The sequence below is a fragment of the Streptomyces sp. NBC_00597 genome (assembly GCF_041431095.1).
Taxonomy (GTDB): domain Bacteria; phylum Actinomycetota; class Actinomycetes; order Streptomycetales; family Streptomycetaceae; genus Streptomyces.
The window spans coordinates 5,576,373-5,602,261 of the sequence record NZ_CP107757.1 but is presented as its reverse complement, the minus strand read 5'-3'; the positions used below and the strand labels follow the sequence as shown (position 1 = coordinate 5,602,261).

Here is a 25,889-nt window from a genome sequence, read left to right as displayed (position 1 = left end):
CGTCCGGGGGCCTCGACGGTGGGGTCACGGCAAAGTGGCCAGGAGGGCCGACAGCGTGGGGGACCAAGCGCTCGTGGGCGGGGTTCCGTAGCCGACCACCAGGGCTTCCCGCGGCGGTAGGCCCGCCTCCGGGTGGGTGTAGCGGGCGAGGGTCTCCAGGTCCAGGTCCTGCCAGGCCGCGGCCCGCAGCACCGAAGCCTGCGTACCCGCAGGGAGGTCCAGCACCGCGTGCAGGCCCGCCGCGATGCCCGACACCGCCACCCGGCCGGCAACGGCCGCGACGAGTTCGTCCCTGCGCCGCCGGTACCGCAGTCGCATGCCCCGTACGTGCCGGTCGTACGCCCCGGAGCGAATGAATTCGGCCAGCGTCAGCTGCTCCAGCGCGCTCGACGTCCAATCGGTCCGTCCCTTGGCCGCGACGACCTCGTCCAGCAGCCCGGGCGGGACCACCATCCAGCCCATCCGCAGCCCGGGGGCGAGGGACTTGCTGGCCGTGCCGAGGTAGACCACCCGGTCCGGGTCCAGCCCCTGGAGCGCCCCCACCGCCTGGCGGTCGTAGCGGAACTCGCCGTCGTAGTCGTCCTCCAGGATCAGGCCGCCCGTGGTCCGGGCCCAGTCGACCGCCGCCGCCCGCCGGGCCGGGGTCAGCGCCACCCCGGTGGGGAACTGGTGGGCTGGGGTCAGCAGCACCGCCCCCGCCTCCCCCGTCAGGTCCGCCGTCCGCGCCCCGGACGCGTCCACTGCCAGCGGCAGGGTCCGCAGCCCCGCCCCCGTCAGCAGTTCCCGGTGCACGTCGAGGCTGTACCCCTCCACCGCCACCCCCCGCACCCGGCGTGCCCGCAGCACCCCCGTGAGCAGGGTCAGGGCGTGCGCGAACCCCGCGCACAGCACGATCCGTTCCGGATCCGCGTACACCCCGCGCGCCCGCGCCAGGTATCCGGCGAGCGCCTCCCTCAGCTCCACCCTGCCGCGCGCGTCGGCCGCGTACCCGAAGGCCTCGTTCGGTGCATCGGTCAGCGCCCGCCGGGCGGCCGTCAGCCAGCCGGCGCGCGGGAAGCCGCCCAGGTCGGGGGTACCGGGCACCAGGCTGTACGAGGGCCGGCGCGGTGCGGGCTGCCGGACCCGGGCGGTGCCGGCGGGCCGCCGCGGCCGGGCCCGTTCCGCGACGCGGGTGCCGGAGCCCTGCCGGGCGGTGAGCCAGCCCTCGGCGACGAGCTCGGCGTACGCCTCCGCGACCGTGTTGCGCGCGATCCCGAGGTCCGCGGCGAAGGACCGCGAGGACGGCAGCCGGGTTCCGGGCGCCAGCCGACCGCTGCGCGCGGCCTCGCGCAGCGCCTCGACGAGCCCGGCCCGCAGACCGCGCCCGGCGGCGAGGTCCAGGTGCAGGTCGGCACCCGTGTCGGCAGCGAGGTCGGCACGGAAAGTGGCCCATGATTCCGTCATGAACATGGACCATATCGACGGGCCGCATGATCCGTAGGGTTGAGACATGACCACCACGCACGAACACACCGCCGCACACGCCCCCGAGCACACGCCCCGCATGGGCTGGGCCAAGCACGTGCCCGACGTATACAAGGCGATCGTGGGCCTGGAGATCGCCTCGAAGAAGGGCCTGGACCCGGTCCTGGTCGAACTGGTCAAGATCCGCGCCTCGCAGCTGAACCACTGCGCGTTCTGCCTGGACATGCACACGAAGGACGCGCTCGCCGCGGGCGAGACGATCGAGCGGATCGTCCAGCTCAGCGCCTGGGAGGAGTCGCGCCACTTCTACACGGAGAAGGAAGCGGCAGCCATCGAGCTGACCGAGGCCGTGACCGTGCTGACCGACGGCTTCGTTCCCGACGAGGTGTACGAGAACGCCGCGAAGCACTTCGAGGAGAAGGAGCTCGCCCAGCTGATCGCCGTGATCGCGACGATCAACGTCTGGAACCGCTTCGCGGTGACCACCCGCATGGTCCCGGGCCACTACACGCCGGGCATGTTCTCGTAGGACCGGCTCACCGCTCCCCGGGCCGCCGGTCGCCCGGTCGTCAGTCCGGCCGGAACGAGCCCAGGGCCGCCGTCAAGCGCACGCGAACGGCCTTGGCCTCGTCTGCCGGGCCGAAGGACAAGAGCACCCACCGGCTGCCGTCGGAGGCGACGACGAGCCGCCCGATGCAGCGGGCCTTCCCGCTGGTCTCCCCGTCCGGGACCTCGAAGACGATCTCGCAGCCGCGGCCCTCGGTCCCTTCGAGCGAGAGCCGCCGGTAGCCGTCCCGGGAGCTCAGCTGGCTGCTGCCCTCGACCAGGACCTCGCACGGGTTGTCGGGCCCGCTGGTGACCCGCAGGACCTGGAGGAGGCTGCCCCGGCCCTGTGCCGGCCGGTACACCGTGCCGGCTGCGGCCCCGGACTCGGACGTGCTGAGTTGCCAGCCGCCGGGGACCGCGACCCGGAAGCCCGACCCGGCGCTGCGCAGCACCTGGTAGCCGTCCGGCGGGCCCTCCGGGTCCGCCAGCAGGTACGAGGCCCCCAGCGCGGCTCCGCCCAGGACGGCCACCACCCCCAGGGCGACCGCCGACCGGATCCACCAGCGGCGCGCCCGACGCCGTGCGGGCGCGGGACCGGCCGGGGCGTCATCGGGAGCGCTGCCCGGCGGGTAGGCGGGCATCGGCGGCAGCCCGGCCCCCGCCTCCGTCCGCTCCGCCTCCAGCCGCTCTTCCTCCTCCAGCCACTCCAACCACTCCAGCTCCTCGGGCTCCTCCCACCGCTGCGCCCGCGGGTTCCATCGGGCGGATCCGCTCCCCGGGGGCACGGATCACCCCCCGAACGAGACCAGCAGGGCGGCCAGCGCGGTGGCCGCGCTCACCGAGTCCACCAGCGGGGCCCACCGCTCCAGCGCCCCGCGCAGCCGAGCGGGCAGACCCGGCCGGACCTCCTCACCGGCCTCCTCCAACTCCCCCGCAGCCACGTCGAGTTCGGCGTCCAGCGCGGCCCGCTCCGCGCTCCGGGGCAACCGTACGAGGGCGGCGCGCAGGTCGCGTACGGCCTCCAGCAGCTGCTCCGCGGTCGGCCCGGCGGCGCCCGCGCCCGTACCGCCGCGGTTGACGGTGCTGTTGCGGACCTCCGTACCGCCGATGCTGAAGGCGCTGCCCGACACTCCCCCGATCCGCACCGAGGGCTGCGACTGCCCGTCCCCTGCGCTACCGGCCACTTCTGTTCTCCTTGCCCACGCGCACGCGCCCGTCCTTCCGTTCCGCCTTGTCCGCCGTCTTCCCGTGGTTCACCGTGCTGTTGTGGCTCACTCCGTGGATCCCGAAGGCGCTGTTGCTCACCGACTGGATGAACACCCCGCCGTCCGCGACGTTGACGGCGCGCTCCGCGAACTCCTCGGTGTGCCAGCCCGCGTCGTGCAGCGCCAGCGTCACACCGCCGACGATCCGCTCCTGGATGGTCTTCAAGTACCGGTCGAGGTCCATCAGCTGGAACAGCGATCCGTCCTCCTGTGAGGCCAGTTCGCGGACGGATGCGGCCGGTCCCGCCGCGTACGCGACGCTGTGCCCGGCGGTCGCCAGCCGCCACGGGACCCGGCAGGCGCCGCCCAGCGTGGCGAGGGCCACGCCGAGCGAGCCGGGTGCCTGGCTGAGGGCCAGCAGCACCTTGGCGACGGGGGTGTTGCGGCGGTGCCGTCGGGCGATGTCGTCGGCCCGCTGGAAATCGGGCCGCACGGGCAGCAGTACGTGCGGCGCGACCTCCAGCATCAGCATGCCGCCCTGCGTGTGGACCCGGATGAAGACGGTGATGACGAGGTTCTCGTCCCAGCCGCCGATCCGGACGCGCAGGAAGTGCCGGCGCCGCTCGCCGCCCTCCTCGACCGCGCCGGCCCGGTGCGCGGCGAAGGCTTCCGCGGACAGGTCCACCGCGTCCACGTCGGGCAGTCCGGCGGCCGGCAGGAACACGCACTCGTCGACGACCAGCTCGCGCAGCCGGTCCAGCACGGCGTCCTCCGTCTCCTCGGAGCCGCGCGGCGAGGGGATCCTGAGGGCCTCCAGCTTGGGCCGGATCTGCTCGATGATCGCCCCGTTGTCGAGGCGCCGGGCTTGCGTCCCGGCGCGCGGGCGCAGCTCCACGGCCAGCTGCCACGGCAGATGGGCCTTGCCTGCGCCGCAGAACGGGTTGCCGACCTCGTACAGGACCACTTGTGCGTGCTGGCTGCGTTCGATCTCGTCCCGGACCCGGCGGAAGCGCCGGCCCGCGGTCGGATCGGCACCGCGGTCCGCGTACTGCGCGCGACTGAGGGAGGAGTGGATGATCTGCGCGAAGTGCTCCCGCCGGAAGCCGACCAGCACCGTGACCAGCACGGCGATCAGGACGACCGTCCAGGAGTAGGACTCCCCGTAGGACTCGCCGATCCTGGGCACCTCCAAGAAGATGCCCAGCGGGTTGTCCATGACCACCTGCTTGAGGTACTCGCCGAGGAAGCTGAGCCCCCCGCTGCCGCCGACGTACGCGTCGTCCGCGAAGAACCCGCGGAGCACGCCCCACAGGATCCTGGCGAGGACGAAGCAGGCGTAGCCGCGCAGGATCCATTCGAAGATCCGGCCGCCGCCGCGGCCGATCCGCTCGCGGCGCTTCTTGATCCGCCCCGCCCCGCTCAGGAGCAGCGCCGGGAGGAGCAGGAAGAGGAAGAACGTACGGGTGAGGAACAGGCCGAGGCCCCACGTCGCGACGATGGCCGCCGACCAGGCCGCTTCGGTGCGCAGGGCGCGCAGGGCGTGGGCGAGGACGCGGGTGGCGTCGAACCCGTAGGAGGGCGCGGGGAACCGTTCTTCGTGGACGTACAGCTCCTCGATGACCCGGTCGCGGTAGGCGGGGTCGAGGTAGGTGCCCGCGCACAGGAGGCGTCCCGCCTCCGTCGTCGCCGGGTCGGCGGGGGCCCTGCCGTCCGGTGTTCCCGTGCCTGTCGCACTGCCGCTCACGCGCTCTCCTCGGTCGGGAGGAGGGAAACCGTACGGCGCCCGGGGGGCGCGGGATAGGGCGGATCACGCCAAAAGGCCCCGTCGCGGTTGCGCCGGGGCCTCTTCGGGCGTTTCGGGGTCGGATCAGCCGGAACGGACCGGCCGGATCCGGATCAGCCGGATCAGATCAGGCCGAGCTCGCGGACCGCGTCGCGCTCCTCGACGAGCTCCGCCACGGACGCGTCGATCCGCGTACGGGAGAACTCGTTGATGTCCAGGCCCTGGACGATCTCGTACTTGCCGTCCTTGCAGGTGACGGGGAAGGAGGAGATGAGGCCCTCCGGGACGCCGTAGGAGCCGTCCGACGGGATGCCCATGGAGGTCCAGTCGCCCGCGGCGGTGCCGTTGACCCACGTGTGGACGTGGTCGATGGCCGCGTTGGCGGCGGAGGCGGCCGAGGACGCGCCACGGGCCTCGATGATCGCGGCGCCGCGCTTGGCGACGGTCGGGATGAAGGTGTCGGCCAGCCACAGCTCGTCGCCCACGACCTCGGCGGCGTTCTTGCCGGCGATCTCCGCGTGGAAGACGTCCGGGTACTGGGTCGCCGAGTGGTTGCCCCAGATGGTGAGGCGCTTGATGTCGGTGAGGTCGGCACCGGTCTTCTTGGCGAGCTGCGAGATCGCGCGGTTGTGGTCCAGGCGGGTCATCGCGGTGAAGCGCTCGGCCGGTACGTCCGGGGCGGCGGCCTGCGCGATGAGCGCGTTGGTGTTGGCCGGGTTGCCCACGACCAGGACCTTGATGTCGTCCGCGGCGTGCGCGTTGATCGCGGCGCCCTGCGGCTTGAAGATGCCGCCGTTGGCGGAGAGCAGGTCACCGCGCTCCATGCCCTTGGTGCGCGGGCGGGCGCCCACGAGCAGGGCGACGTTGGCACCCTCGAAGCCCGCGTTCGGGTCGTCGAAGATGTCGATGCCCTTGAGCAGCGGGAAGGCGCAGTCGTCGAGCTCCATGGCGGTGCCCTCAGCGGCCTTCATGCCCTGGGGGATCTCCAGAAGACGGAGCTTGACCGGCACGTCCGCGCCGAGCAGGTGACCGGAGGCGATGCGGAAGAGCAGCGCGTAGCCGATCTGGCCGGCGGCGCCGGTGACGGTGACATTCACGGGAGTGCGGGTCATGGCCTTCTCCGTTAGACAGCTGGCGGTGGGGCGTCCCTGCCCCATGTGCTGGCGGACGCCGCTCCCCTGCGAATCTTGACGTGAAGAGACATCCGGCGTCAGGCTATCCGACCTTGGAGCGACCCAACCCCCCGGTCTGTGTGGTGCACGGCACACGGACCGGGAGTTCGAAGGCGGGGAGGGGCATTTCCCCCCGCTTTTCGACCGTCCGCCACCCGCCGGACGGGTGTACGAGAGCCTCCTACGAGCACCCTCAGCGGACGGTGAAGCGGACCGCGCTCTCCAGGAAAGAGATCTCCAGCCACGGCCTGGGCTCCATCACCAGCGTGAGCAGCGTGATCGCCACGCCCAGCAGCCCGTACGTGACCATGTCCGTGAAGCGGGAGCGCACCGCGAGCATGCCCACCGACGGCAGCACGCGCCGCAGCACGGAGGCCGCGATCAGGGCCACGCCGATCACCAGGCAGCCGCCCTTGGGGTGCCCCAGCGCGGTCAGGAGCAGTCCGACCGCGGTCGCGGCGAGCACGCTCAGCATCGGCCACTGGCGGGCCGCGAGGGCGTCCCCGGGTCCGGCACGGCCATGGCCCTCGGGGCGGGCGGTGTCCTGGGTGATGGAGGGGAAGCGGCGCGACTTGGCGGCCTCCGAACCGGCGGCGGCCCCGCTCTCGGCCGCAGCCCTCTCGGTACCGGCGGCCGGGCTCGCGGCGTCCGCGCTCGCAGCCGCCGGGCTCGCGGCGTCCGCGCTCGCAGCCGCCGGGCTCGTAGCGTCCGCGCTCGCAGCCGCCGGGCTCGTAGCCGTCGCGCCTTCGGTCGGGTCGGCGGGACCGGCGTCGGGGGCGGGGCCGGAGCCGGGGCCGGGGCCGGCCTCCGCACCGGTCCCGGCTTCCGCTTCGTGCTCAGCCCGCACTGGTCGACGTCCGTTCCGCCGCCTCGACGACGTTCACGAGCAGCTGCGCCCGCGTCATCGGGCCGACGCCGCCCGGGTTCGGGGAGATCCAGCCGGCCACCTCGGCGACGCCCGGGTGCACGTCTCCGACGATCTTGCCGTTCTCGTCTCGGCTGACGCCCACGTCCAGGACGGCCGCGCCGGGCTTCACGTCCTCCGGCTTGACCAGGTGCGGGACACCGGCGGCCGCGACGATGATGTCCGCCTGGCGCAGCTGGGCGGCCAGGTCACGGGTGCCGGTGTGGCACAGGGTCACGGTGGCGTTCTCCGACTTGCGGGTCAGCAGCAGGCCCATGGAGCGTCCGACGGTGATGCCGCGGCCCAGGAGCACGACGTGCGCGCCGTTGATCTCGATGCCGTGGTGGCGCAGCAGCTGGACGATCCCGTACGGGGTGCAGGGCAGCGGGCCCGGCTCGTTCAGGACCAGCCGGCCGAGCGACATCGGGTGGAGGCCGTCGGCGTCCTTGGCCGGGTCCATCAGTTCCAGGACCCGGTTGGTGTCGATGCCCTTGGGGAGCGGGAGTTGGACGATGTAGCCGGTGCACTCCGGGTTCCCGTTGAGCTCCCGCACGACCGCCTCGATGTCCTCCTGGGAGGCCGTCGCGGGCAGTTCGCGCTGGATGGACGCGATGCCGACCTCGGCACAGTCCTTGTGCTTGCCGTTGACGTACCAGCGGCTACCCGGGTCGTCGCCGACCAACAGGGTGCCGAGGCCGGGGGTGATGCCCCGGGCCTTGAGCGCCGCCACGCGGGCGGTCAGTTCGGACTTGATCGCGGCGGCGGTGGCCTTGCCATCGAGAATCTGGGCGGTCATGACCCCATCCTCCCGGATGGAGCGCCCCCGGTTCCAGTCGTGGGGGCGTCTCCCGCGCTTCGTCACAGGCTTGAACCATTCATTGCACTTGCACAACAAGTGACGGGCCGGTCGCGCGGGCGCTGGACAACTCCGGCCCGATCGGACGACGATGACGGACAAAGAGTGCCGCGGGCAGTGCCGGGGGGCGGACCGCACATCGCAGTGTTTCCTCCGTGCGTGCCGTGCGTCCCCGCACTTCCACGGAGGAACACCCCAAGATGAGCTTCGGCGACCCGAACAACCCGTACGGGCAGCAGCCGCCGGCCCCGCAGGGCCAGCCCGGCTACGGCTACCCGCAGCAGGCCCCGCAGGGCGTCCCGCCGCAGGGCGGCTACGCCTACCCGCAGCAGGCCCCGATGGGCTACCCGCAGCAGGGCTACCCGGCCGGCCCCGGCGGCTACCCGGGCATGCCCATGCAGATGCCGGGTCTGCTCAAGACCGCCCGCGTACTGCTCTTCATCATCGCGGCCCTGCAGCTGATCGTCGGCGCGTTCGCCCTGCTGGGCGCCGCCTTCCTGTCCAGCAACGAATACGGCAGCAGCAGCTCCTCGGGCCAGATGGCGGCCGGTGTGATCGCCGCCATCGCGCTGGTCGCCATGGGCTTCGCCGTGTGGGCGATCGTCCTCGGCGTGAAGTTCGGCAAGGGCGGCAACGCCACGCGGATCACGACGATCGTGTACTCCGTGCTCTTCCTGCTCAGCAGCCTCGCGAACTTCGCGAACACGAGCGGCAACGGCAGCACGCCGGCCGGCGTGCTGGGCGGCATCATCGGCCTCGCCATCGGCGTGGTCATCCTGATCGCCGCGGTCAACAAGGACTCGGTGGCCTGGTTCAACCGCCCGCGCTACTGATCCCCGCAGGGCCCCGGCACCACGGCGAAGGCCGCCACCCGCACGTGCTGCGGATGGCGGCCTTCGCCGTACTCGGAGCGCCGGCTCAGTGGAAGAAGTGCCGGGTCCCGGTGAAGTACATGGTCACGCCGGCCGCCTTCGCCGCCTCGATCACCTGCTCGTCACGGACCGAACCGCCGGGCTGGACCACGGCCTTGATGCCCGCGGCGGTCAGGATCTCCAGCCCGTCCGGGAAGGGGAAGAAGGCGTCGGAAGCGGCGTACGAGCCCTGCGCGCGCTCGGCGCCCGCCCGCTCCACGGCGAGCTTCGCCGAGTCGACGCGGTTGACCTGGCCCATGCCGACGCCGACCGAGGCGCTGTCCTTGGCGAGCAGGATGGCGTTGGACTTGACGGCCCGGCAGGCCTTCCACGCGAAGGCGAGCTCGGCGAGCTCCTCCGGGGAGAGGGCGTCGCCGGTGGCCAGGGTCCAGTTCTTCGGGTCGTCGCCCTCGGCCTGGAAGAGGTCGCTCTGCTGGAGCAGCGCGCCGCCGGAGATCGGCTTCAGGTCACCCGGCTGGTGCGGGGTGCCGTCGACCTTGAGGACGCGGATGTTCTTCTTCTTGGCCAGGATCTCGACCGCGCCGTCCTCGTACGCCGGGGCGGCGATGACCTCGGTGAAGATCTCCGCGACCTGCTCGGCGAGCTCGACGGTCACCGGGCGGTTGACGGCGATGACGCCGCCGAACGCCGACAGCGGGTCGCAGGCGTGGGCCTTGCGGTGCGCGGCGGCGACGTCCGCGCCGACGGCGATGCCGCACGGGTTGGCGTGCTTGATGATCGCGACGCAGGGCTCGTCGTGGTCGTACGCGGCGCGACGGGCGGCCTCGGTGTCCACGTAGTTGTTGAAGGACATCTCCTTGCCGTGCAGCTGCTCGGCGTTGGCGAGCCCGCCCGGCTGCCCGTCCGTGTAGAGGGCGGCGGACTGGTGCGGGTTCTCGCCGTACCGGAGGGTCGACTTGCGGTCCCACGCGCCGGCCAGGAACTCGGGCAGTACGGCCTCGGGCTCCGGGGCGTACGCATTCGTGAACCAGGAGGCCACGGCGACGTCGTACGCGGCGGTGTGCTGGAAGGCCTCGGCCGCCAGCCGCTTGCGCGCGGTGAGGTCGAAGCCGCCGCCCTGGGCCGCGGCGAGGACGTCGGCGTACCGCGCGGGGCTGGTGACGACGGCGACCGAGGGGTGGTTCTTGGCGGCGGCGCGGACCATCGACGGGCCGCCGATGTCGATCTGCTCGACGCACTCGTCGGGGGTGGCGCCCGAGGCGACGGTCTCCCGGAACGGGTACAGGTTGACGATCACAAGGTCGAACGGCTCGACCCCGAGCTCGGCGAGCTGGCGCTGGTGGTCCTCCAGGCGCAGGTCGGCGAGGATGCCGGCGTGCACGCGCGGGTGCAGGGTCTTGACCCGGCCGTCCAGGCACTCGGGGAAGCCGGTGAGCTCCTCGACCTTGGTGACGGGCACGCCGGCGGCGGCGATCTTGGAGGCGGTGGAGCCGGTGGAGACGAGCGAGACGCCCGCCTCGTGCAGGCCGCGGGCCAGCTCCTCCAGTCCCGTCTTGTCGTAGACACTGACGAGCGCGCGCCTGATCGGTCGCTTCGACGAGGTGGTGCTGCTCTCTACGGCGGTCACTGGATCGTTACCTTTCGTCCCTCAATGCGGTAGCCGTGCCGGGCCAGGCGCCCCACGACGTCGACGAGCAGCTGGCGCTCGACTTCCTTGATGCGCTCGTGCAGAGCGGCTTCGTCGTCCTCGTCCCGGACCTCGACCACACCCTGGGCGATGATCGGACCGGTGTCCACGCCGGCGTCCACGAAGTGGACCGTGCAGCCGGTGACCTTCGCGCCGTAGGCGAGGGCGTCCCGTACGCCGTGGGCGCCGGGGAAGGCCGGGAGGAGGGCGGGGTGCGTGTTGATGAAGCGGCCGCCGAAGCGGCTTATGAACGACGCGCCCACGATCTTCATGAACCCGGCGGACACGACGAGGTCCGGCTCGTGGGCGGCGGTCGCCCCGGTCAGCGCGGCGTCCCACTCCTCACGGGTCCCGTACGCCTTGACCGGGCACACGAAGGTGGGGATGCCCGCCTTCTCCGCCCGCTCCAGGCCGACGATGTTCTCGCGGTCGGCCCCCACGGCGACGACTTCGGCACCGAAGCCCTCGGATCCGCCGGGGTGGGCGTCGATGGCGTCGAGCAGGGCCTGGAGGTTGGTGCCGGAACCGGAGACCAGCACGACCAGGCGGGAGGCGGCCATGGGAGGCCCTTTCTGCGGGAATGCTTCCGTACATCTTGTGTGATCAGACGAAACCCGGATGCCCTGAAATACGGGGGACCCTACGAAGCCGCCGACCGCCTGCAACGATACCGGCACACCGGACAGCCCCCGAGGGACGGGGGGACGGGTGAGGGGTAGCGTCTGGCGTACATGCCGCGTACGGCGCGGTGCACAGCACCGTGCAGCACGTCAACAGCCCTTACGACGCACGACGCCCACGACGTTCTTCGACGTCCACGACACAGGGGAAGTAACGCTCTCGATGCCGGACCGCCGCCAGCCCGACCCCTCCACCGACGACAACCCCTTCGCGGCTCCCCCGGAAGGCCGGCCCGACCAGCCGTGGCAGCCGCGCAGCGGTGGCGACGGCGGCGGCCGCCCGGGCGAGGACCCCGGCTCCGGTTCCACCTCCGGCGGGCCTGTGCGCTGGGACCCGACGGACCCCATCCAGCGGCGCGCCCGCTACGCGCTGCTGGCCGGAATGTGGGGCTTCTTCTTCGGGATCTTCGGAATCCCGTCGGTGGGACTGCTGCTCGGCGCACTCGCCCTGTACTGGGGGATCAGCGGGCTGCGCGGGAAGCCGGCGGCCGCCGACCGGTCCGCGGCGGACGCACTGAGCTCCGGCGCTCCGGCCGCCCCCGCCGCCCAGGGGGGCCTGGCGGCCCTCGGACCGGCGGCCCGCCCCCAGCGGACGGCGGCGATCGGCGGGCTGGTCACGGCCTCGCTGGCCATCCTGCTCGCGATGACCTCGTACGGCTTGCAGCTGGCCTACAAGGACTTCTACGTGTGCCGCGACGACGCACTCACCAAGTCGGCGGAACTGCAGTGCAACAACCTGCTGCCGGACAGCGTGCTCGGCAAGGTCTTGAAGGTCCAGCAGTAGCGACGGCGCGGTGCGCCCGTCTCAGGCCGGGGGCTTGCGGCGGGCCAGCACGCGGGCACCGGCAACGGGCGGGACGACGGGCCGGGCCGGCTCGGCCGACGGCACTGCCTGGTTCGACGTGTCCACCGAGTTCGACGTGTCCACCGGGTTCGACGTGTCCACCGGGTTCGACGTGTCCACCGGGTTCGGCGGGACCGGAATCGGCGTCAGGTCCAGGTGAAACTCCGTCACGACGGTGACCTGGCGTGGCGGTTTGGCCGGAGCGACGGCGGTGACGGGAGACCCGGTGCCGGCCGGGGCCTCGGGTACCACGGCCATCGCGGCGGCCGGCTCCGGCCCGGCCTGCGGCGCTTCCTGGGCCAGGTCGGGGACCAACACGCCGGCGGCCCGCTGCAGGGCCTCCCAGCGCAGCTCCCGTACGCCGCTGTCGTGCCACTCGTCCCCCGCCTCCATCGCGAGTGCCTCCGCCTGCCGGACCGGCCGGGTCCGCCAGGAGTGCACCGCCACCGCCACCGGCACCGCCGGGAGCAGCATCCACGCGAAGGTCGCCGCGCCGGTCGCCCACCACACCGGGCCGCAGCTCGCCAGCCCCCGCGAGCCGAGCGGCCCCGAGGCGGCCGCCGCGAGCCCGGCCAGCAGCAGCGCGCACACCAGGGCGCCCAGAGCCGCCGTCAGGGCGGTCTCCCGGTACCGGACTTCACGCGCCCGGCGTACCGCGAACCACCCGACCGCCAGCCCGGCCACCAGCGGCACCCCCGCGGTCGCACACGTCAGCAGGGTCCCCGGCCCCTCCGGCGGCAGCCCCGCCAACAGCGGGAACCTCGGCAGGGCGGGCGCGCCGGCGAAGCCGAGCGGGGTCGCGGTCGCACCGGCGCCGAGGGCGAAACCGGGGCCGAGGGCGTAGGACGCGCCCCACACCACGGCGTTCGGGAGCAGCGCCAGCGCGAGGAGCAGCACCGCGAAGCGGCCGGACCAGACGCTGGTCAGCGCCAGGAACGAGGCCTGGACCTCCGCGCCGTGCCAGGCGAGCGAAGCCCCGACGAGCAGCGCGCCGCCGCCCAGGAGGACGAGGGCCCCGGCGGCTCCGGCGCGCAGCGCGAGGGCGTAGCGGGGCCGAACGACAGCCCGGCGCACCGCCTCCGGGACCCAGTGCGGCAGCGGCCCGACCGGACGCCCCTTGGCGGCCCACACCCCGCCGGCGGCGGCGAGCACGGCGACCAGCGGGACGTGCCAGGCGGCGCTCAGCGGGTCGGCGGGCATGGGGCCGCCGGCCGCGTAGACGGTGGCCAGTGCTCCGACGCAGAGGTATCCGCAGGTCACGGCCGAGAAGACGGCGCTGGCGGGCAGCACCTCGTCGCCGTCGTTGCCGTCACCCGAGGCGCTGCCGAGCCGGGCGGCCCGGCGCATCAGCAGCGCGGGCAGCGCGACGAGCAGCAGCGGGGTCACGCCGACGGGCGCCGGCACCCCGGACAGGGTCTCGTACCGGACGAGCTCGGTCCCGTGCGCGAGCAGCCAGAGCCCGGCCGCCAGGTGCAGGGCTCCGCCCGGGCCGCTATCGGGGTAGGGGGAGCTGATCCACAGCACGATGACGAGCACGGCGAGGAAGCCGAGCCCCAGCCCGGCGGCCATGGCGCCGCCCAGCACACAGGCGGCGGCGGCCGGCGAACGGCGCCGCCCGGCGGCGGCCCGCGGGGCCATCTGCAACGGGGTCCCGCGTTCGGTCACTTGGGTCACCCCGCCATGGTGCCAACGACACGCGCTATGGGCGGGTAACAGGCGAATTTCCGTGGTGTCGCCCAATATACGTTTTATGTACTTTTACGCCCATGTCTGTCGGCAGGTCACGGGGAGTGTGACATGACAGCAAGCGTCGAGGAGCCGAGGCTCCCCTCGCCCGAGGAACGTCGCAGACTGCGCGAGGCGGCGGACCTGACGTACGAGGACGTCGCGACGGCGGTGGGCGTGACGGTGACCACGGTCCGCTCCTGGGAATCGGGACGCACCGGCCCCCGGGGCCGCAAACGCGAGGCTTACGCCCTTTTCCTGGCCTCCCTCGAACCCCAGCCCCCGGTCGCGGCCGCCGCCCCGGGCCCGACCCCGGACCCGACCCCGGACCCGACTCCGACTCCGACTCCGGCCCTGGGCCTGGGCCCGGCCCCCGCCGTGACGCCGCCTCAGGGTCCCGGGGCCGAGCCCGCGGCAGAACCCGCCGCCGCGCCGGGTCCGGCGATGGCTGACGCCACGTCATCGGCCGGACCCGACGCGGCGGCGTTGTGGAGGGCGGGGGCCTACCGCCCCTTCGGCATGGGCGGGCACGGGCAGCAGCCCCTGTCGCCGCCCCTCGCCGGGCCGGCCGCGCCCCGGCGAGGGGCCGAGCTCACCGCCAACGCCACCGCCGGCGGCATCGGCACGCCCGGCCCCGGAACCTCCTGGTCGCCCGTCCGCCTCCCGGACCTCCCGCACGCCCTGGCCCTACCGGACCGGGCGCCGGTGCCCGCCACCCCGTACGGCCCGGAGCCGGCCCCCGCCCCCGCGGCCCCCGCCTCCGCCTCCGACCCCGCCTCCGACCCCGCCTCCGACCCGGAGGGGGCCGCCCCCGATCCGGTGGAGTCCGTACCGGCCCCTCCCGGGCCCGAACGGCCGCCCGGGCCGCGGGAAGTGTTCGATGCGATGTACGACTACGCCGCCCCCGCCCTCACCCGGCAGGCGTACCTGCTCACCGGCCGGCGCCGCCTCTCCCACGAGGCCGTGGAGCAGGCGTTCCAGCAGGCCTGGGCCCGGTGGCCCGAGGTGGCCGTCGATCCCGACCCGGTCGGCTGGGTGCGCGCAGCCGTGTACGAGTACGCCCTCTCCCCCTGGCACCGGTTCCGCCGCGCCCACAAGCACCCCGACAAGGCCCCCGCCGACCCCGCCGACCGCATCCTGATGGACGCCATGCTGGCGCTGCCCGCGGCCCACCGCCGTACCGTGCTGCTCTATGACGGCGTCGGCCTCGACCTGCCCGACACCGCCGCCGAGACGGAGGCCAGCACCCCCACCGCCGGCAACCGCCTCCTGCACGCACACGCCGCCCTCGCCGACCGCATCCCGGAACTGGCCGCCGCACCGCCCGGGAAGGAGTCCGCGGTGCTGCGCGAGCGGCTCGGCTCGGTCACACCGGCCGTCCGGCTGGAACCCCGCCCCGCGGCCGCCGTCCGGATGGCCGCCGAGCAGCGTGCCACGCGGTGGACCCGGGCGTTCCTCGGTCTGACGGCCGTGATCGCCGTCGCGACCGCGTACACCACCGTGACCGCGCCCCGGCAGTACGAGCCCCCCGTCGCGCCCGGCGCGAGCGTCTCGGGGGTCCCCCCGCTCAGCGGCCCCCAACGGCTCACCGAGGAGACCCGGCAGCTCCACGCCAAGCTGCGCGCACACCCGGCGCACAAGCCGAACCGGCTCGCCCCCAGCCTCGGATAGCCGCAGGCGCCCACGGAAAACGGGCGTGGCCCGCATCCCTCGGGATGCGGGCCACGCCCGTACACGCACCTACGGCAACGGCAAGCGTTACTTCGCGGCGTTCAGGATCTCGCGCGCGAGCTTGGCCGTCTCGGTCGGCGTCTTGCCGACCTTGACGCCGGCGGCCTCAAGGGCCTCCTTCTTGGCCTGCGCGGTGCCGGAGGAGCCGGAGACGATGGCGCCGGCGTGGCCCATGGTCTTGCCCTCGGGGGCGGTGAAGCCCGCGACGTAGCCGACGACCGGCTTGGTGACGTTCTTCGCGATGAAGTCCGCCGCACGCTCCTCGGCGTCGCCGCCGATCTCGCCGATCATGACGATGAGCTCGGTCTCCGGGTCCGCCTCGAACGCCGCGAGGGCGTCGATGTGCGTGGTGCCGATGACCGGGTCGCCACCGATGCCGACGGCGGAGGAGAAGCCGAGGTCACGGAGCTCGTACATCATCTGGTAGGTCAGCGTGCCGGACTTGGACACGAGACCGATCTTGCCGGGCTTGGTGATGTCGCCCGGGATGATGCCGGCGTTGGACTGGCCGGGGGTGATCAGACCCGGGCAGTTCGGGCCGATGATCCGGGTCTTGTTGCCCTTGGCGGTCGCGTACGCCCAGAAGGCGGCGGAGTCGTGCACCGCGATGCCCTCGGTGATGACGACGGCCAGCGGGATCTCGGCGTCGATGGCCTCGACGACCGCGGCCTTGGCGAACGCCGGCGGGACGAAGAGGACGGAGACGTTGGCGCCCGTCTCCTTCATCGCCTCGGCAACCGAGCCGAAGACCGGGACCTCGGTGCCGTCGAAGTCGACGGTGGTGCCGGCCTTGCGCGGGTTCACGCCGCCGACGATGTTGGTGCCGTCAGCCAGCATCAGCTTGGTGTGCTTCATGCCCGTGGCACCGGTCATGCCCTGGACGATGACCTTGCTGTCCTTGTTGAGGAAGATAGCCATGTGAGTCTGTGACCTCTGCCCTTACTTCGCAGCCGCGAGCTCGGCGGCCTTGTCGGCCGCACCGTCCATGGTGTCCACGCGCTGGACCAGCGGGTGGTTGGCGTCCGAGAGGATCTTGCGACCCAGCTCGGCGTTGTTGCCGTCGAGACGGACGACGAGCGGCTTGGTGACCTCTTCGCCCTTCTCCTTCAGCAGCTCCAGCGCCTGGACGATGCCGTTGGCGACCTCGTCACACGCGGTGATGCCACCGAAGACGTTGACGAAGACGGACTTGACGTCCGGGTCGCCGAGGATGATCTCAAGGCCGTTGGCCATGACGGCGGCGGAGGCGCCACCGCCGATGTCCAGGAAGTTGGCGGGCTTGACGCCGCCGTGGTTCTCACCGGCGTACGCGACGACGTCGAGGGTGCTCATGACGAGACCCGCGCCGTTGCCGATGATGCCGACCTCGCCGTCGAGCTTCACGTAGTTGAGGTTCTTCGCCTTGGCGGCGGCCTCAAGCGGGTTCGCGGCCGCGTGGTCGACGAACTCCTCGTGGCCCGGCTGACGGAACTCGGCGTTCTCGTCGAGCGAGACCTTGCCGTCGAGGGCGATGACGTCGCCGGAGGCGACCTTCGCGAGCGGGTTGACCTCGACGAGGAGCGCGTCCTCGGCGATGAAGGTCTGCCACAGGGTCACGAGGACCTCGGCGACCTTCTCGGCGACCTCGGCCGGGAACTGCGCCAGCGCGACGATCTCGCGGGCCTTCTCGATGGTCACGCCCTCGTTGGCGTTCACCGGGACCTTGGCGAGCTTCTCGGGGGTCGTCGCGGCGACCTCCTCGATGTCCATGCCGCCCGCGACCGAGGCCATGGCCAGGAAGGTGCGGTTGGTGCGGTCGAGGAGGTACGAGACGTAGTACTCCTCAAGGATCTCGGGAGCGGTCTCGGCGATCATCACCTTGTGGACCGTGTGGCCCTTGATGTCCATGCCCAGGATGTCCGTCGCACGGGCGACGGCCTCGTCCGGGGTGGCGGCGAGCTTGACGCCGCCGGCCTTGCCGCGGCCGCCGACCTTCACCTGCGCCTTGACGACCGACTTGCCGCCCAGCCGCTCGGTGGCCTCGCGAGCCGCCTCAGGCGTGTCGATGACTTCACCGGCCAGCACCGGTACACCGTGCTTGGCGAAGAGGTCCCTCGCCTGGTACTCGAACAGGTCCACGCGCGTCCGTCCCTTGTCTTCAAAGATTCGCAGTGATTCGCGGTTGTCTGCGTGGGCGTGCCGCGGAGGGCAACGTGACGGCGCTGTCACTAGGGAGGCGCACACGGTGACCGTGGACGCGGCATGTCCGTCCCGCAGGTTATCCCCGTGGGACCTGCGTCCCTAAATCGCAGATCACACCTGAGCGGTGATACCTGTCACAGATCGCCTCACGCTTGAACTGGAAATTCGTGTGATCCGCCAGCCGGGACGGCACCGACCGGGGGTGGCCGGGAGGGCCGGTCACGGGGTGGGCAGGGGGCGCCTCTCCAGGGCCGCGGCCATCACGTCCGGGAACAGGTCGGGGGTGCAGGCGAAGGCAGGAGCGCCCAGTGCCGCGAGGGCCGCGGCGTGCTCGTGGTCGTACGCGGGAGCGCCCTCGTCGGACAGGGCGAGCAGGGTGACGAACTCGACGCCCGACGCCTTCATCGCCGCGACCCGGGCGAGCATCTCGTTGCGTATGCCGCCCTCGTAGAGATCACTGATCAGGACCACGACGGTGTCGGCAGGGCGGGTGATCTTCGACTGACAGTAGGCGAGGGCGCGGTTGATGTCGGTGCCGCCGCCGAGCTGCGTACCGAACAGGACGTCGACCGGATCGTCGAGCTGATCCGTCAGGTCGACGACGGCCGTGTCGAACACGACGAGCCGCGTCGCGATCGACCGCATCGAGGCGAGCACCGCGCCGAAGACGGACGCGTAGACGACGGAGGCCGCCATCGACCCCGACTGGTCGATGCACAGGACCACCTCCTTCTTGACCGACTGCGCCGCCCGGCCGTGGCCGATGAGCCGCTCGGGGACGACGGTCTGGTACTCGGGCAGGTAGTTCTTCAGATTCGCCCGGATGGTCCGGTCCCAGTCGATGTCCGCGTGCCGGGGGCGGCTGGTCCGGGCGGAACGGTCGAGGGCGCCGGTGAGGGTGGCGCGGGTGCGGGACGCGAGCCGCTTCTCCAACTGCTCGACCACGGCGCGGACCACGGCGCGGGCGCTCTCGCGCGTCGTCTCCGGCATGGCCTTGTTGAGGGAGAGGAGCGTGCCGACGAGGTGCACGTCGGGCTCGACGGCCTCCAGCATCTCCGGCTCAAGGAGCAGGGAGGACAGGCCGAGCCGCTCGATGGCGTCCCGCTGCATGACCTGCACGACGGAAGCGGGGAAGTACGTACGGATGTCCCCGAGCCAGCGGGCCACGTTCGGCGCGGACCCGCCGAGCCCGCCGCTGCGGGGGCCGGAGCCGCCGTACAGCGCGGTGAGCGCGGCATCCATCCCGGCGTCCCGCCCACCCGGCACGAACCCGGTCCCGTCCCCGTCCCCGCCGAGCACCATCCGCCACCGCCGCCCCCGCTCCTGTGCGGCGGCCCCGCCGTTGTCCGAAATCCCGGTCCCGCTCATCTCCCCGTCCCTCCTGCCAACCGTGCCACCGGCTTCCGCCGCCGGCGCGTACCCGTATCCATCCCGCCGGCCCGAACCAGCCCGCCTGCGTTTGGGGCCCAGGACCCTGGGCGCAACCCCGGAGCCCGGCGCAGCCGGGAACGCTCGCGCAACGGCGCCGCCCCCGGACCCGCCCCCGGAGTCATCCCGGTGCGGCGGGGAGGAGGAGGGCCAGGACCGGCAGCACCGCGTCGGCCCGGACGGGGTCCAGGGTGGGGGCGAAGCCCTCGGGAGCCGCACCCGGCGCCGGCTTCGCCGACGGCCCGCGGCGCACCAGCTCCCCCAGGCTCCGCTTGACGCCCGCCTCGTACGCCCCGAACGTCCGCCGCAGCAGCGGCAGTACATCGATGAACGCCCCCTCCGGCACTCCGACCAGCCACGCGTCGATCAGCCCCAGCAGCCGCTCGTCGTGGACCAGCAGCGTGCCGCCGCCCGAGCCTGCGCCCGCGAAGCCCTCGATCCAACCCGCCGCATCGGCCGGGGCGGCCGCCGGGGAAAGAGCGAGTCCCATCAGCCGCGCCGTTTCCTCCGCCGTCAGCCGCCCCTCGTCCAGGAGCAGCCGGGCCGCGCGGCCGCGGATGACCCCCGGCACGGTGTCCCGGCCGGCCAGCGCCCCCAGCACCGCCGCCCAGCGCTCCCGCAGCCCGTTCTCGTCGAGGAGGCCGATCGCGCCGTGCACCCCGTCCACACGGCCCCGCATCTCGCCGGCCGCGTCCGCGTCCAGGCCCGCCGCGCAGGCCGGCGGCAACGCCACGCATATCCGCTCCGCGAGCCCGCCCGCGACCGTCCTCAGCGCCGCCGCGTCGGTCCCCCGTACGTCTCCGTACCGCAACGAACGGGCCAGCGCCGGCAGGGCCTTGGCGAGCCGCGCCACATCGGCGTCCATCGCGGCCATGTCGGACAGCGCCCGCAGTACGGCGGGCAGCGCCCCGGACAGCCCGGCCAACAGGCACCGCTCGGCCAGCGCCGTCACCTCGCCGAGCTCGGCCGCCCCGGCCGCGTCCGCCTCGGCCTTCGCGGTGGCGGCGGCGACGACGGTGGTGCCCCAGATGCCGGCCTCGGCGACCCTCACCGACAGCTCCGGCTCCCAGCAGAGCCGCCACGTCTCGCGGAACGTCCCGGTGCTTCCCCGCGAGGCGGCCGGCGTGCCCCAGTCGATGCCGAGCAGCCGCAGCCGGTGCAGCAGTCGGGACTTGGCCGCGTCGGTGTCCTTGCGCAGGTCGAGTTCCAGCTCGCGGTCCTGCGCCTCGGCCTTGAGCCGCAGTGAGCGCCGCTGCCGGGTCAGGTCCCGTTGCAGGGGGACGGCGGGCGCCCCGTCGGGGACCTCGCCGAGCACGTCGCCGACGACCAGCCGGTCCTCCACGAGCGCGAGCGGGACGTCGGAGCCGTCACACATCACCGCCCGTGCCGCTTCGAGGGTTTCCGTCAGTCCGGCCGCCGGCCGCCCCCGTACCGCGGCCAGGGTCCCGGCCAGCCGGACCGCCTCGATGACGTGCGCCGGGGAGACCTGTAGGTCCTCCTCCCGCAGCAGCCCGGCGACCCGGGTCAGCCACCGCTCCACCGGCCGGTCGCGGGCCGCGAAGAGGTGCGCGTACCAGCCGGGCGAGGTGATGCCCGCGCCGTACCCGCCGGCCCGGGCGAGCCGCCGGTGGGTCCACGGGACCCAGGTGGTCTCCACCTTGACCTTGGGGAGCCCGGTCAGCAGCGCCTTGTCCGCGGCGGCCGTGGTCTTCGCGCGCAGCGCCGGCACGTGCCAGGCCCCGCACACCACGGCGTACGCGTCGCCGAACTCCCGACGGGCGGCCCGCATGCGCTGGCGCATGTACGCCTCGCGCACCCGGTCCCGGGGCCGGCCGCCGTCCCCGTACGCCTCGCGCAGGGCCCCCATGGCCTCCCCGAGCGCCTCGAACGCGGCGAGGGGATCCTGCGGGGCGGCGCCGCGGTGCTCGACCACGTCCTCCCACCAGCGCTCGGGGTCGTCGTACCCGGCGGTCTCTGCGAGCACCGCGAGGGGGTCGAGCCGTACGGAGTCCGTCGCGTCCGTCGCGTCCGTCCCGTCCGCCTCTTCCGGGTCGGCCCGCGCGGCCAGCGTGTGCGCGGCCGGGAGGTCGATGAACCGCACCGGAACCGGTTCGTCCTGCTCCTGCGCCCAGCGGACGGCGACCCACTCGGGCGAGAACGCGGCCAGCGGCCAGAACGCGGCCCGTCCCGGATCGTCGGCGGCGTGCGCGAGCAGGGCGACGGGTGGCCGCATCCCGGGGTCGGCGGCCAGCGGGAGCAGCGCGTCCCCCTCGGGCGGGCCCTCGATCAGCACGGCCGCCGGGCGGGTCGCGTCGAGGGCGGCTCGCACGGCGCGGGCCGAGCCCGGCCCGTGGTGCCGTACGCCCAGCAGCAGCGGCCCCCGCCGCCCGGCGGTCGGGCCGCTCATGCCGTCACCTCCCGGCAGGCGCGGTAGAAGTCCTTCCAGCCGTCCCGCTCGCGCACCACGGTTTCGAGGTACTCCTGCCAGACGATCCCGTCGGCGGCCGGGTCGCGGACCACGGCGCCGAGGATTCCGGCGGCCACGTCGGACGGGCGCAGGACGCCGTCCCCGAAATGGGCGGCGAGCGCGAGGCCGCCCGTGACGACGGAGATGGCCTCGGCGGTGGACAGCGTGCCGCTCGGCGACTTCACCTTCGTACGGCCGTCGCCGGTGACCCCGTCGCGCAGCTCGCGGAAGACGGTGACGACGCGGCGGATCTCCTCCAGGCCCTCGGGCGCGGCGGGCAGGTCGAGCGCGCGGCCCATCTGGTCGACGCGGCGGGCGACGATGTCGACCTCGGCGTCGGCGGTGGCGGGCAGCGGCAGGACGACCGTGTTGAAGCGGCGGCGCAGCGCGCTGGACAGTTCGTTGACCCCGCGGTCGCGGTCGTTGGCGGTGGCGATGAGGTTGAAGCCGCGCACGGCCTGCACCTCCTGGCCGAGCTCGGGTATGGGCAGCGTCTTCTCGGACAGGACGGTGATGAGGGTGTCCTGGACGTCGGCCGGGATGCGGGTGAGCTCCTCGACGCGGGCGGTCGAGCCCTCGGCCATGGCGCGCATGACGGGGCTCGGTACGAGGGCCTCGCGGCTGGGGCCCTGGGAGAGGAGGCGGGCGTAGTTCCAGCCGTACCGGATCGCCTCCTCGGGGGTGCCGGCGGTGCCCTGGACGAGGAGGGTGGAGTCTCCGCTGACGGCGGCGGCCAGGTGCTCTGACACCCAGGTCTTGGCGGTGCCGGGGACGCCGAGCAGGAGCAGGGCGCGGTCGGTGGCGAGGGTGGTGACGGCGACCTCGACGATGCGGCGCGGGCCGACGTACTTGGGCGTGATGACCGTGCCGTCGGCGAGGGTGCCGCCCAGGAGGTACGTCGCGACGGCCCACGGGGAGAGCTTCCAACGCGTCGGCCGGGGCCGGTCGTCGGTGGCCGCGAGGGCTTTCAGTTCGTCCGCGAAGGCGTCTTCGGCGTGCGGTCGCAGCACCTCGGCGCCCGTGCCGTTCTCGGGCATGGTCATGGTCCCCCTCCAACGCTCGACAGCCGCTTCCGACTGTTGGAACAACCGTGCACCACGCCACTGACAACGACCCTCTCCCGCAGGGTTGTTGCAGGTCAGAGCGATTGTCAGTGGGGGTCTCTACGGTGGAACACATGACTGAGCAGGGGGTCCGCTGGACAGCGGAACAGGTACTGGCTCTGGCTCCTGACGTTGCATCACGCACGGCGGGGGCCAAGCTGGGCGGGGCGGGTCCGTGGTCACAGACCGGAGATTCCGCTTCCGGTTTGGTGTGGGGGGTGTGCAAGGGCAGCGGCAGTACGCCGTACCGGACGGTCGTGGACCTGACGGGCCCGGCGTACAACTGCTCCTGTCCGAGCCGGAAGTTCCCGTGCAAGCACGCGCTCGGGCTGCTCCTGCTCCGGTCGGCCGAGGGGTTCGGCGAGCGCGGCGGGGCGCCGGACTGGGCCGCCGAATGGCAGGCGGGGCGGGCGGCGAAGGCCGCGCGTGCGGCCTCCGCGGCGGAGGGTCCGGCGGACGAGGGGGCGGCGAAGATCCGGGCCGAACGGAGGGCGGCCCGGATCAGCGCCGGCGTCACCGAGCTGGAACAGCGGCTGGAGGACGTGCTGCGCGGGGGCCTGGCCGGTCAGCAGCAGGCGGGGTACGCGCCCTGGGAGGAGACCGCCGCGCGGATGGTCGACGCCCAGGCGCCGGGACTCGCGGCGCGGGTGCGGGAGTTGGGGACGATACCCAGTTGCGGTCCCGGATGGCCCGCCCGGATGCTGGAGGAGGGCGCGCTGCTGCACCTGCTGAACCGGGGTTGGCTCGGGTTGGCAGGCCTGCCGCAGCCGCTCGCCGCGACGGTCCGGAGCAGGGTGGGGCTTCCGGGTTCCGCCGCGGAGGGGGAGGTCGTACGGGACCGCTGGCTGGTGCTGGCCCAGTACGACTCGGTGTCACCGGACGGCAGGCTCACCACCCGCCGGACGTGGCTGCGCGGGCTGGGGAGCGGGCGCCCGGCCCTGGTGCTGGACTTCGGCCCGCCCGGGCGGCCGCCGGGGCTGGCACTTCCCGTGGGATTGGTGCTGGAGGCGGAGGCTCGCTTCCGGCCGGGTACGGCGGGGCTGCGGGCGGATCTCGGGGAGAGGGCCGCGCCGGCCGCGGCGAACGACCAGCCTCCCGCCGGGATCAGTACGGGGGCGGCACTGGAGGCGTACGGGGCGGCGCTGCGGGAGGACCCGTGGCTGGACTCGTGGCCCGTGGTGCTGGGCCCGGTGATCCCGATACCGGGGGAGCTGGGCTGGCAACTGGCGGATGCGGAGGGCACCTCCGCGCTGCCGGTCGCGCTCTCGGGCGGCGCATCGCGGTCCGGTTTGTGGCAGCTGGCCGCGCTCTCGGGCGGCGGGCCGGTCACGGTGTTCGGCGAATGCGGACACCGCGGATTCACCCCGTTGACGGCCTGGCAGCCGGGCTGCCCGGAACCGGTCGCCCTGGGGTGAAGGGACCGGGGGGTCCCGTAGGGGAGGGAACGTCTGCGCGGGGGCGCCGACGTGCACGAACGACGAAGCCGGGGGGCTTTTGTGAACGACAACCACGCAAGCTGAAGGGTCGGGCAAGGGGGACGAGAGCTGCTCCGGTCCCGCGGAGGGGGCGGGACCGGAGCACTACCGCAAGAGAAGGAGGGGCGCGGTGACGGCGAAGACGACGGACACGGACACGGACACCAACAGGGACACGAACACGGGTCACGGGGAGTGGGAGGAGCTGGTCGCCGCCGCACTGCTGGGCACGGGGCGGCGCCAGGGCGACCCGTCGGCGCTGCTCGATGCGGCGGCCGTGCAGACCGTACGGCGCCGGGCGGGGCTGCGGCCCGCCCCGGCGGGTCCGCGGCCGGATCCCGCACCACGGGATCCGCGCCCGGCTCCGCCGGAGCCGGCCCGGAGGCGTCTCGCACAGCTGCTGGCCGGCCGGACCGGCGCGGGCAGCGGCGGCGGGCGGCGCGGGGCGGCCCCGGACCTGACGGAGCTGCTGCCGCAGTGGCTGGCCGCCGCCGGCCGGCACGGCTACCGGGCGCCGGCCGCGCTCGTGCCGGCGCTGCTGGACGCGGCCCGGGCCAGGACGGACCTGCGGGCACAGGCGCTGGCCCTGGCCGGGGCGCGGGGCCTGTGGCTGGCCAGGCTGAATCCGGACTGGCGGTTCGCCCTGCGCGGCGGGGCGGGCGGCGGGGAGCTCCCCGACCCCGAGGACGGGGCCGGGGTGGAACGGCTGTGGCAGGAGGGACTGTTCGCGGAACGCGTGGCCCTGCTGGGGACCGTACGGGTGCACGAGGCGGCGGCCGCGACACGGCTGCTGTCCACGACCTGGGCCGCGGAGCGGGCCGAGGACCGGCTGATGTTCCTCGACTCACTGCGGGTGGGGCTGACGGAAGGGGACGAGCCGTTCCTGGAAGCGGCCCTGGGTGACCGGAGCCGCAACGTCCGGGCGACGGCCGCCGAGCTGCTGTCCGCACTGCCGCAGTCGGCGCTGGCCCGGCGGATGGCCGAGCGGGCACGGGCCTGCGTCGGGCCGGAGGGGGTGACTCCGCCGGCCGAGTGCGATGCGGGGATGCTCCGCGACGGGGTGGTCGAGCGGCCGCCCGCCGGGCGCGGGGAACGGGCCTGGTGGCTGGGCCAGCTGGTGGAGGCGGCTCCGCTGTCCTGTTGGGGGGAGCGGTTCGGGGGGCTCGGCCCGGCGGAGATCGTGGCGCTGCCGGTGGCCGGGGGCGAGAGCTGGCGGGAGGAGCTGCACGCGGCGTGGTGCCGGGCGGCGGTCCGCCAGCGCGATCCGCAGTGGTCGAAGGCCCTGCTCGGCTCGGCGTCGTCGCCTCCCGCGACGGCCCCGGGCACGGCGTCGCTCGCGGAGCGGGCGAAGCTGCTGTCCATCCTGCCGGACGGGCAACGGGCGCAGTGGGTCGCGGAGTTCATACGGGCCCACGGCCTTTCGGAGGCCTTCCAGCTGCTCGGCGTGTGCGTGGTGCCGTGGGCGGGGACGCTGGGGCGGGCGGTGGTGGACGCCCTGGACGCGGCGCGGGAAGCGGGCAGCTACCCGTGGAGCTTCAGCGGAGTGATGGGCCTGGCGGAACGCTGCCTGGATCCCGCGGAAGCCGACCTCCTGGAGTCCTTGACGGCGACTTCGGACGGCCCGCCGGACACGTCTGCGGGCGCGGCGGCGTATTGGGCCGAGGCCTTCCAACGCCTGGTCGCCACGCTCCGCCTCCGCGCCACCATGCTCGGGGAACTGACCCCGCCCGGGCCCTGACCCCGCGGCGTCCCACCGGCCCGCGGTC

Annotated in this window: 21 protein-coding genes; 6 read left to right on the top strand and 15 right to left on the bottom strand. The window is 73.7% G+C overall.

The window, feature by feature from the left end; translation table 11 throughout:
- Window positions 1-24: 24 nt before the first annotated feature.
- Window positions 25-1,443 carry a PLP-dependent aminotransferase family protein gene (locus tag OG974_RS25525; RefSeq protein ID WP_371644573.1) on the bottom strand — a complete coding sequence of 473 codons (1,419 nt, stop codon included), beginning with the start codon at window positions 1,441-1,443 and terminating at the stop codon, window positions 25-27.
- A gap of 46 nt (window positions 1,444-1,489) precedes the next feature.
- On the opposite strand from OG974_RS25525, the gene OG974_RS25520 reads away from it, so the two are divergent.
- Entirely contained in the window at window positions 1,490-1,993 is a 504-nt protein-coding gene (locus OG974_RS25520) for a carboxymuconolactone decarboxylase family protein (RefSeq protein ID WP_327285009.1), read from the top strand.
- A 40-nt stretch (window positions 1,994-2,033) separates the two neighbouring features.
- Here OG974_RS25520 and OG974_RS25515 read toward each other — a convergent pair whose 3' ends face one another.
- The 6 genes from OG974_RS25515 to OG974_RS25490 all read right to left on the bottom strand — a co-directional run bounded on the left by OG974_RS25515 (window position 2,034) and on the right by OG974_RS25490 (window position 7,870).
- The gene (locus tag OG974_RS25515; RefSeq protein WP_328763415.1) at window positions 2,034-2,795 is read right to left on the bottom strand and encodes a hypothetical protein; all 762 of its coding nucleotides are present in this window, start codon (window positions 2,793-2,795) and stop codon (window positions 2,034-2,036) included.
- A gap of 3 nt (window positions 2,796-2,798) precedes the next feature.
- Window positions 2,799-3,194: a hypothetical protein gene (locus tag OG974_RS25510; RefSeq protein WP_371644571.1), complete on the bottom strand. Its 396-nt coding sequence runs from the start codon at window positions 3,192-3,194 to the stop codon at window positions 2,799-2,801.
- Window positions 3,184-4,959, bottom strand: a complete 1,776-nt coding sequence (locus OG974_RS25505; RefSeq protein ID WP_327285006.1) for a hypothetical protein — start codon at window positions 4,957-4,959, stop codon at window positions 3,184-3,186. The genes OG974_RS25510 and OG974_RS25505 overlap by 11 nt, the downstream gene beginning before the upstream one ends.
- 161 nt (window positions 4,960-5,120) lie before the next feature.
- Complete coding sequence (locus OG974_RS25500) at window positions 5,121-6,110, bottom strand: malate dehydrogenase (RefSeq protein ID WP_327285005.1); 990 nt, start codon at window positions 6,108-6,110, stop codon at window positions 5,121-5,123.
- Window positions 6,111-6,363: 253 nt separating this feature from the next.
- Entirely contained in the window at window positions 6,364-7,017 is a 654-nt protein-coding gene (locus OG974_RS25495) for a DUF3017 domain-containing protein (protein WP_328763413.1), read from the bottom strand.
- Complete coding sequence (locus OG974_RS25490; RefSeq protein ID WP_327285003.1) at window positions 7,007-7,870, bottom strand: bifunctional methylenetetrahydrofolate dehydrogenase/methenyltetrahydrofolate cyclohydrolase; 864 nt, start codon at window positions 7,868-7,870, stop codon at window positions 7,007-7,009. The genes OG974_RS25495 and OG974_RS25490 overlap by 11 nt, the downstream gene beginning before the upstream one ends.
- 260 nt (window positions 7,871-8,130) lie before the next feature.
- On the opposite strand from OG974_RS25490, the gene OG974_RS25485 reads away from it, so the two are divergent.
- Complete coding sequence (locus tag OG974_RS25485; RefSeq protein ID WP_327285002.1) at window positions 8,131-8,763, top strand: hypothetical protein; 633 nt, start codon at window positions 8,131-8,133, stop codon at window positions 8,761-8,763.
- A gap of 85 nt (window positions 8,764-8,848) precedes the next feature.
- Here the strand turns inward: OG974_RS25485 and purH are convergent, their stop codons facing one another.
- Complete coding sequence (gene purH, locus OG974_RS25480) at window positions 8,849-10,429, bottom strand: bifunctional phosphoribosylaminoimidazolecarboxamide formyltransferase/IMP cyclohydrolase (protein ID WP_327285001.1); 1,581 nt, start codon at window positions 10,427-10,429, stop codon at window positions 8,849-8,851.
- A complete protein-coding gene (gene purN, locus OG974_RS25475; RefSeq protein ID WP_327285000.1) occupies window positions 10,426-11,049 on the bottom strand; it encodes a phosphoribosylglycinamide formyltransferase in 624 nt (207 codons plus the stop codon). Before purN ends, purH begins: the two co-directional genes overlap by 4 nt.
- 283 nt (window positions 11,050-11,332) lie before the next feature.
- Here purN and OG974_RS25470 point away from each other — a divergent pair, with 283 nt between their 5' ends.
- The gene (locus OG974_RS25470) at window positions 11,333-11,953 is read left to right on the top strand and encodes a hypothetical protein (RefSeq protein ID WP_327284999.1); all 621 of its coding nucleotides are present in this window, start codon (window positions 11,333-11,335) and stop codon (window positions 11,951-11,953) included.
- 21 nt (window positions 11,954-11,974) lie between these two features.
- Here the strand turns inward: OG974_RS25470 and OG974_RS25465 are convergent, their stop codons facing one another.
- Entirely contained in the window at window positions 11,975-13,687 is a 1,713-nt protein-coding gene (locus tag OG974_RS25465; RefSeq protein WP_327284998.1) for a DUF6350 family protein, read from the bottom strand.
- Window positions 13,688-13,810: 123 nt separating this feature from the next.
- Between OG974_RS25465 and OG974_RS25460 the strand changes: the two genes are divergently transcribed.
- The gene (locus tag OG974_RS25460; protein ID WP_327284997.1) at window positions 13,811-15,409 is read left to right on the top strand and encodes a helix-turn-helix domain-containing protein; all 1,599 of its coding nucleotides are present in this window, start codon (window positions 13,811-13,813) and stop codon (window positions 15,407-15,409) included.
- A gap of 87 nt (window positions 15,410-15,496) precedes the next feature.
- On the opposite strand, the gene sucD is transcribed toward OG974_RS25460, so the two are convergent.
- From sucD to OG974_RS25435, 5 genes are all read right to left on the bottom strand, one after another.
- Window positions 15,497-16,387, bottom strand: coding sequence for a succinate--CoA ligase subunit alpha (sucD, locus tag OG974_RS25455; protein ID WP_327284996.1), 891 nt, complete (start codon window positions 16,385-16,387; stop codon window positions 15,497-15,499).
- Between the two features lie 21 nt (window positions 16,388-16,408).
- Window positions 16,409-17,587: an ADP-forming succinate--CoA ligase subunit beta gene (gene sucC, locus OG974_RS25450; protein ID WP_327284995.1), complete on the bottom strand. Its 1,179-nt coding sequence runs from the start codon at window positions 17,585-17,587 to the stop codon at window positions 16,409-16,411.
- A gap of 282 nt (window positions 17,588-17,869) precedes the next feature.
- Window positions 17,870-19,018 carry a VWA domain-containing protein gene (locus OG974_RS25445; protein ID WP_328763410.1) on the bottom strand — a complete coding sequence of 383 codons (1,149 nt, stop codon included), beginning with the start codon at window positions 19,016-19,018 and terminating at the stop codon, window positions 17,870-17,872.
- 181 nt (window positions 19,019-19,199) lie between these two features.
- Complete coding sequence (locus OG974_RS25440; protein ID WP_371644565.1) at window positions 19,200-21,485, bottom strand: DUF5682 family protein; 2,286 nt, start codon at window positions 21,483-21,485, stop codon at window positions 19,200-19,202.
- Window positions 21,482-22,588, bottom strand: a complete 1,107-nt coding sequence (locus OG974_RS25435) for an AAA family ATPase (protein ID WP_327284992.1) — start codon at window positions 22,586-22,588, stop codon at window positions 21,482-21,484. Before OG974_RS25435 ends, OG974_RS25440 begins: the two co-directional genes overlap by 4 nt.
- A 134-nt stretch (window positions 22,589-22,722) precedes the next feature.
- On the opposite strand from OG974_RS25435, the gene OG974_RS25430 reads away from it, so the two are divergent.
- On the top strand, window positions 22,723-24,063 hold the full coding sequence (locus tag OG974_RS25430) for an SWIM zinc finger family protein (protein WP_327284991.1): 1,341 nt from the start codon (window positions 22,723-22,725) through the stop codon (window positions 24,061-24,063).
- A gap of 190 nt (window positions 24,064-24,253) precedes the next feature.
- A complete protein-coding gene (locus OG974_RS25425) occupies window positions 24,254-25,861 on the top strand; it encodes a DUF5691 domain-containing protein (protein ID WP_371644563.1) in 1,608 nt (535 codons plus the stop codon).
- Window positions 25,862-25,889: the final 28 nt, after the last annotated feature.

What these genes read in the sequence shown, in the direction of transcription:
- OG974_RS25525 (WP_371644573.1), bottom strand. Translation starts at nt 1,443, where the DNA reads ATGACGGAATCATGGGCCACTTTCCGTGCCGACCTCGCTGCCGACACG.
- OG974_RS25520 (WP_327285009.1), top strand. Translation starts at nt 1,490, where the DNA reads ATGACCACCACGCACGAACACACCGCCGCACACGCCCCCGAGCACACG.
- OG974_RS25500 (WP_327285005.1), bottom strand. Translation starts at nt 6,110, where the DNA reads ATGACCCGCACTCCCGTGAATGTCACCGTCACCGGCGCCGCCGGCCAG.
- OG974_RS25490 (WP_327285003.1), bottom strand. Translation starts at nt 7,870, where the DNA reads ATGACCGCCCAGATTCTCGATGGCAAGGCCACCGCCGCCGCGATCAAG.
- OG974_RS25485 (WP_327285002.1), top strand. Translation starts at nt 8,131, where the DNA reads ATGAGCTTCGGCGACCCGAACAACCCGTACGGGCAGCAGCCGCCGGCC.
- purN (WP_327285000.1), bottom strand. Translation starts at nt 11,049, where the DNA reads ATGGCCGCCTCCCGCCTGGTCGTGCTGGTCTCCGGTTCCGGCACCAAC.
- OG974_RS25470 (WP_327284999.1), top strand. Translation starts at nt 11,333, where the DNA reads ATGCCGGACCGCCGCCAGCCCGACCCCTCCACCGACGACAACCCCTTC.
- OG974_RS25460 (WP_327284997.1), top strand. Translation starts at nt 13,811, where the DNA reads ATGACAGCAAGCGTCGAGGAGCCGAGGCTCCCCTCGCCCGAGGAACGT.
- sucD (WP_327284996.1), bottom strand. Translation starts at nt 16,387, where the DNA reads ATGGCTATCTTCCTCAACAAGGACAGCAAGGTCATCGTCCAGGGCATG.
- OG974_RS25445 (WP_328763410.1), bottom strand. Translation starts at nt 19,018, where the DNA reads ATGAGCGGGACCGGGATTTCGGACAACGGCGGGGCCGCCGCACAGGAG.
- OG974_RS25440 (WP_371644565.1), bottom strand. Translation starts at nt 21,485, where the DNA reads ATGAGCGGCCCGACCGCCGGGCGGCGGGGGCCGCTGCTGCTGGGCGTA.
- OG974_RS25435 (WP_327284992.1), bottom strand. Translation starts at nt 22,588, where the DNA reads ATGACCATGCCCGAGAACGGCACGGGCGCCGAGGTGCTGCGACCGCAC.
- OG974_RS25430 (WP_327284991.1), top strand. Translation starts at nt 22,723, where the DNA reads ATGACTGAGCAGGGGGTCCGCTGGACAGCGGAACAGGTACTGGCTCTG.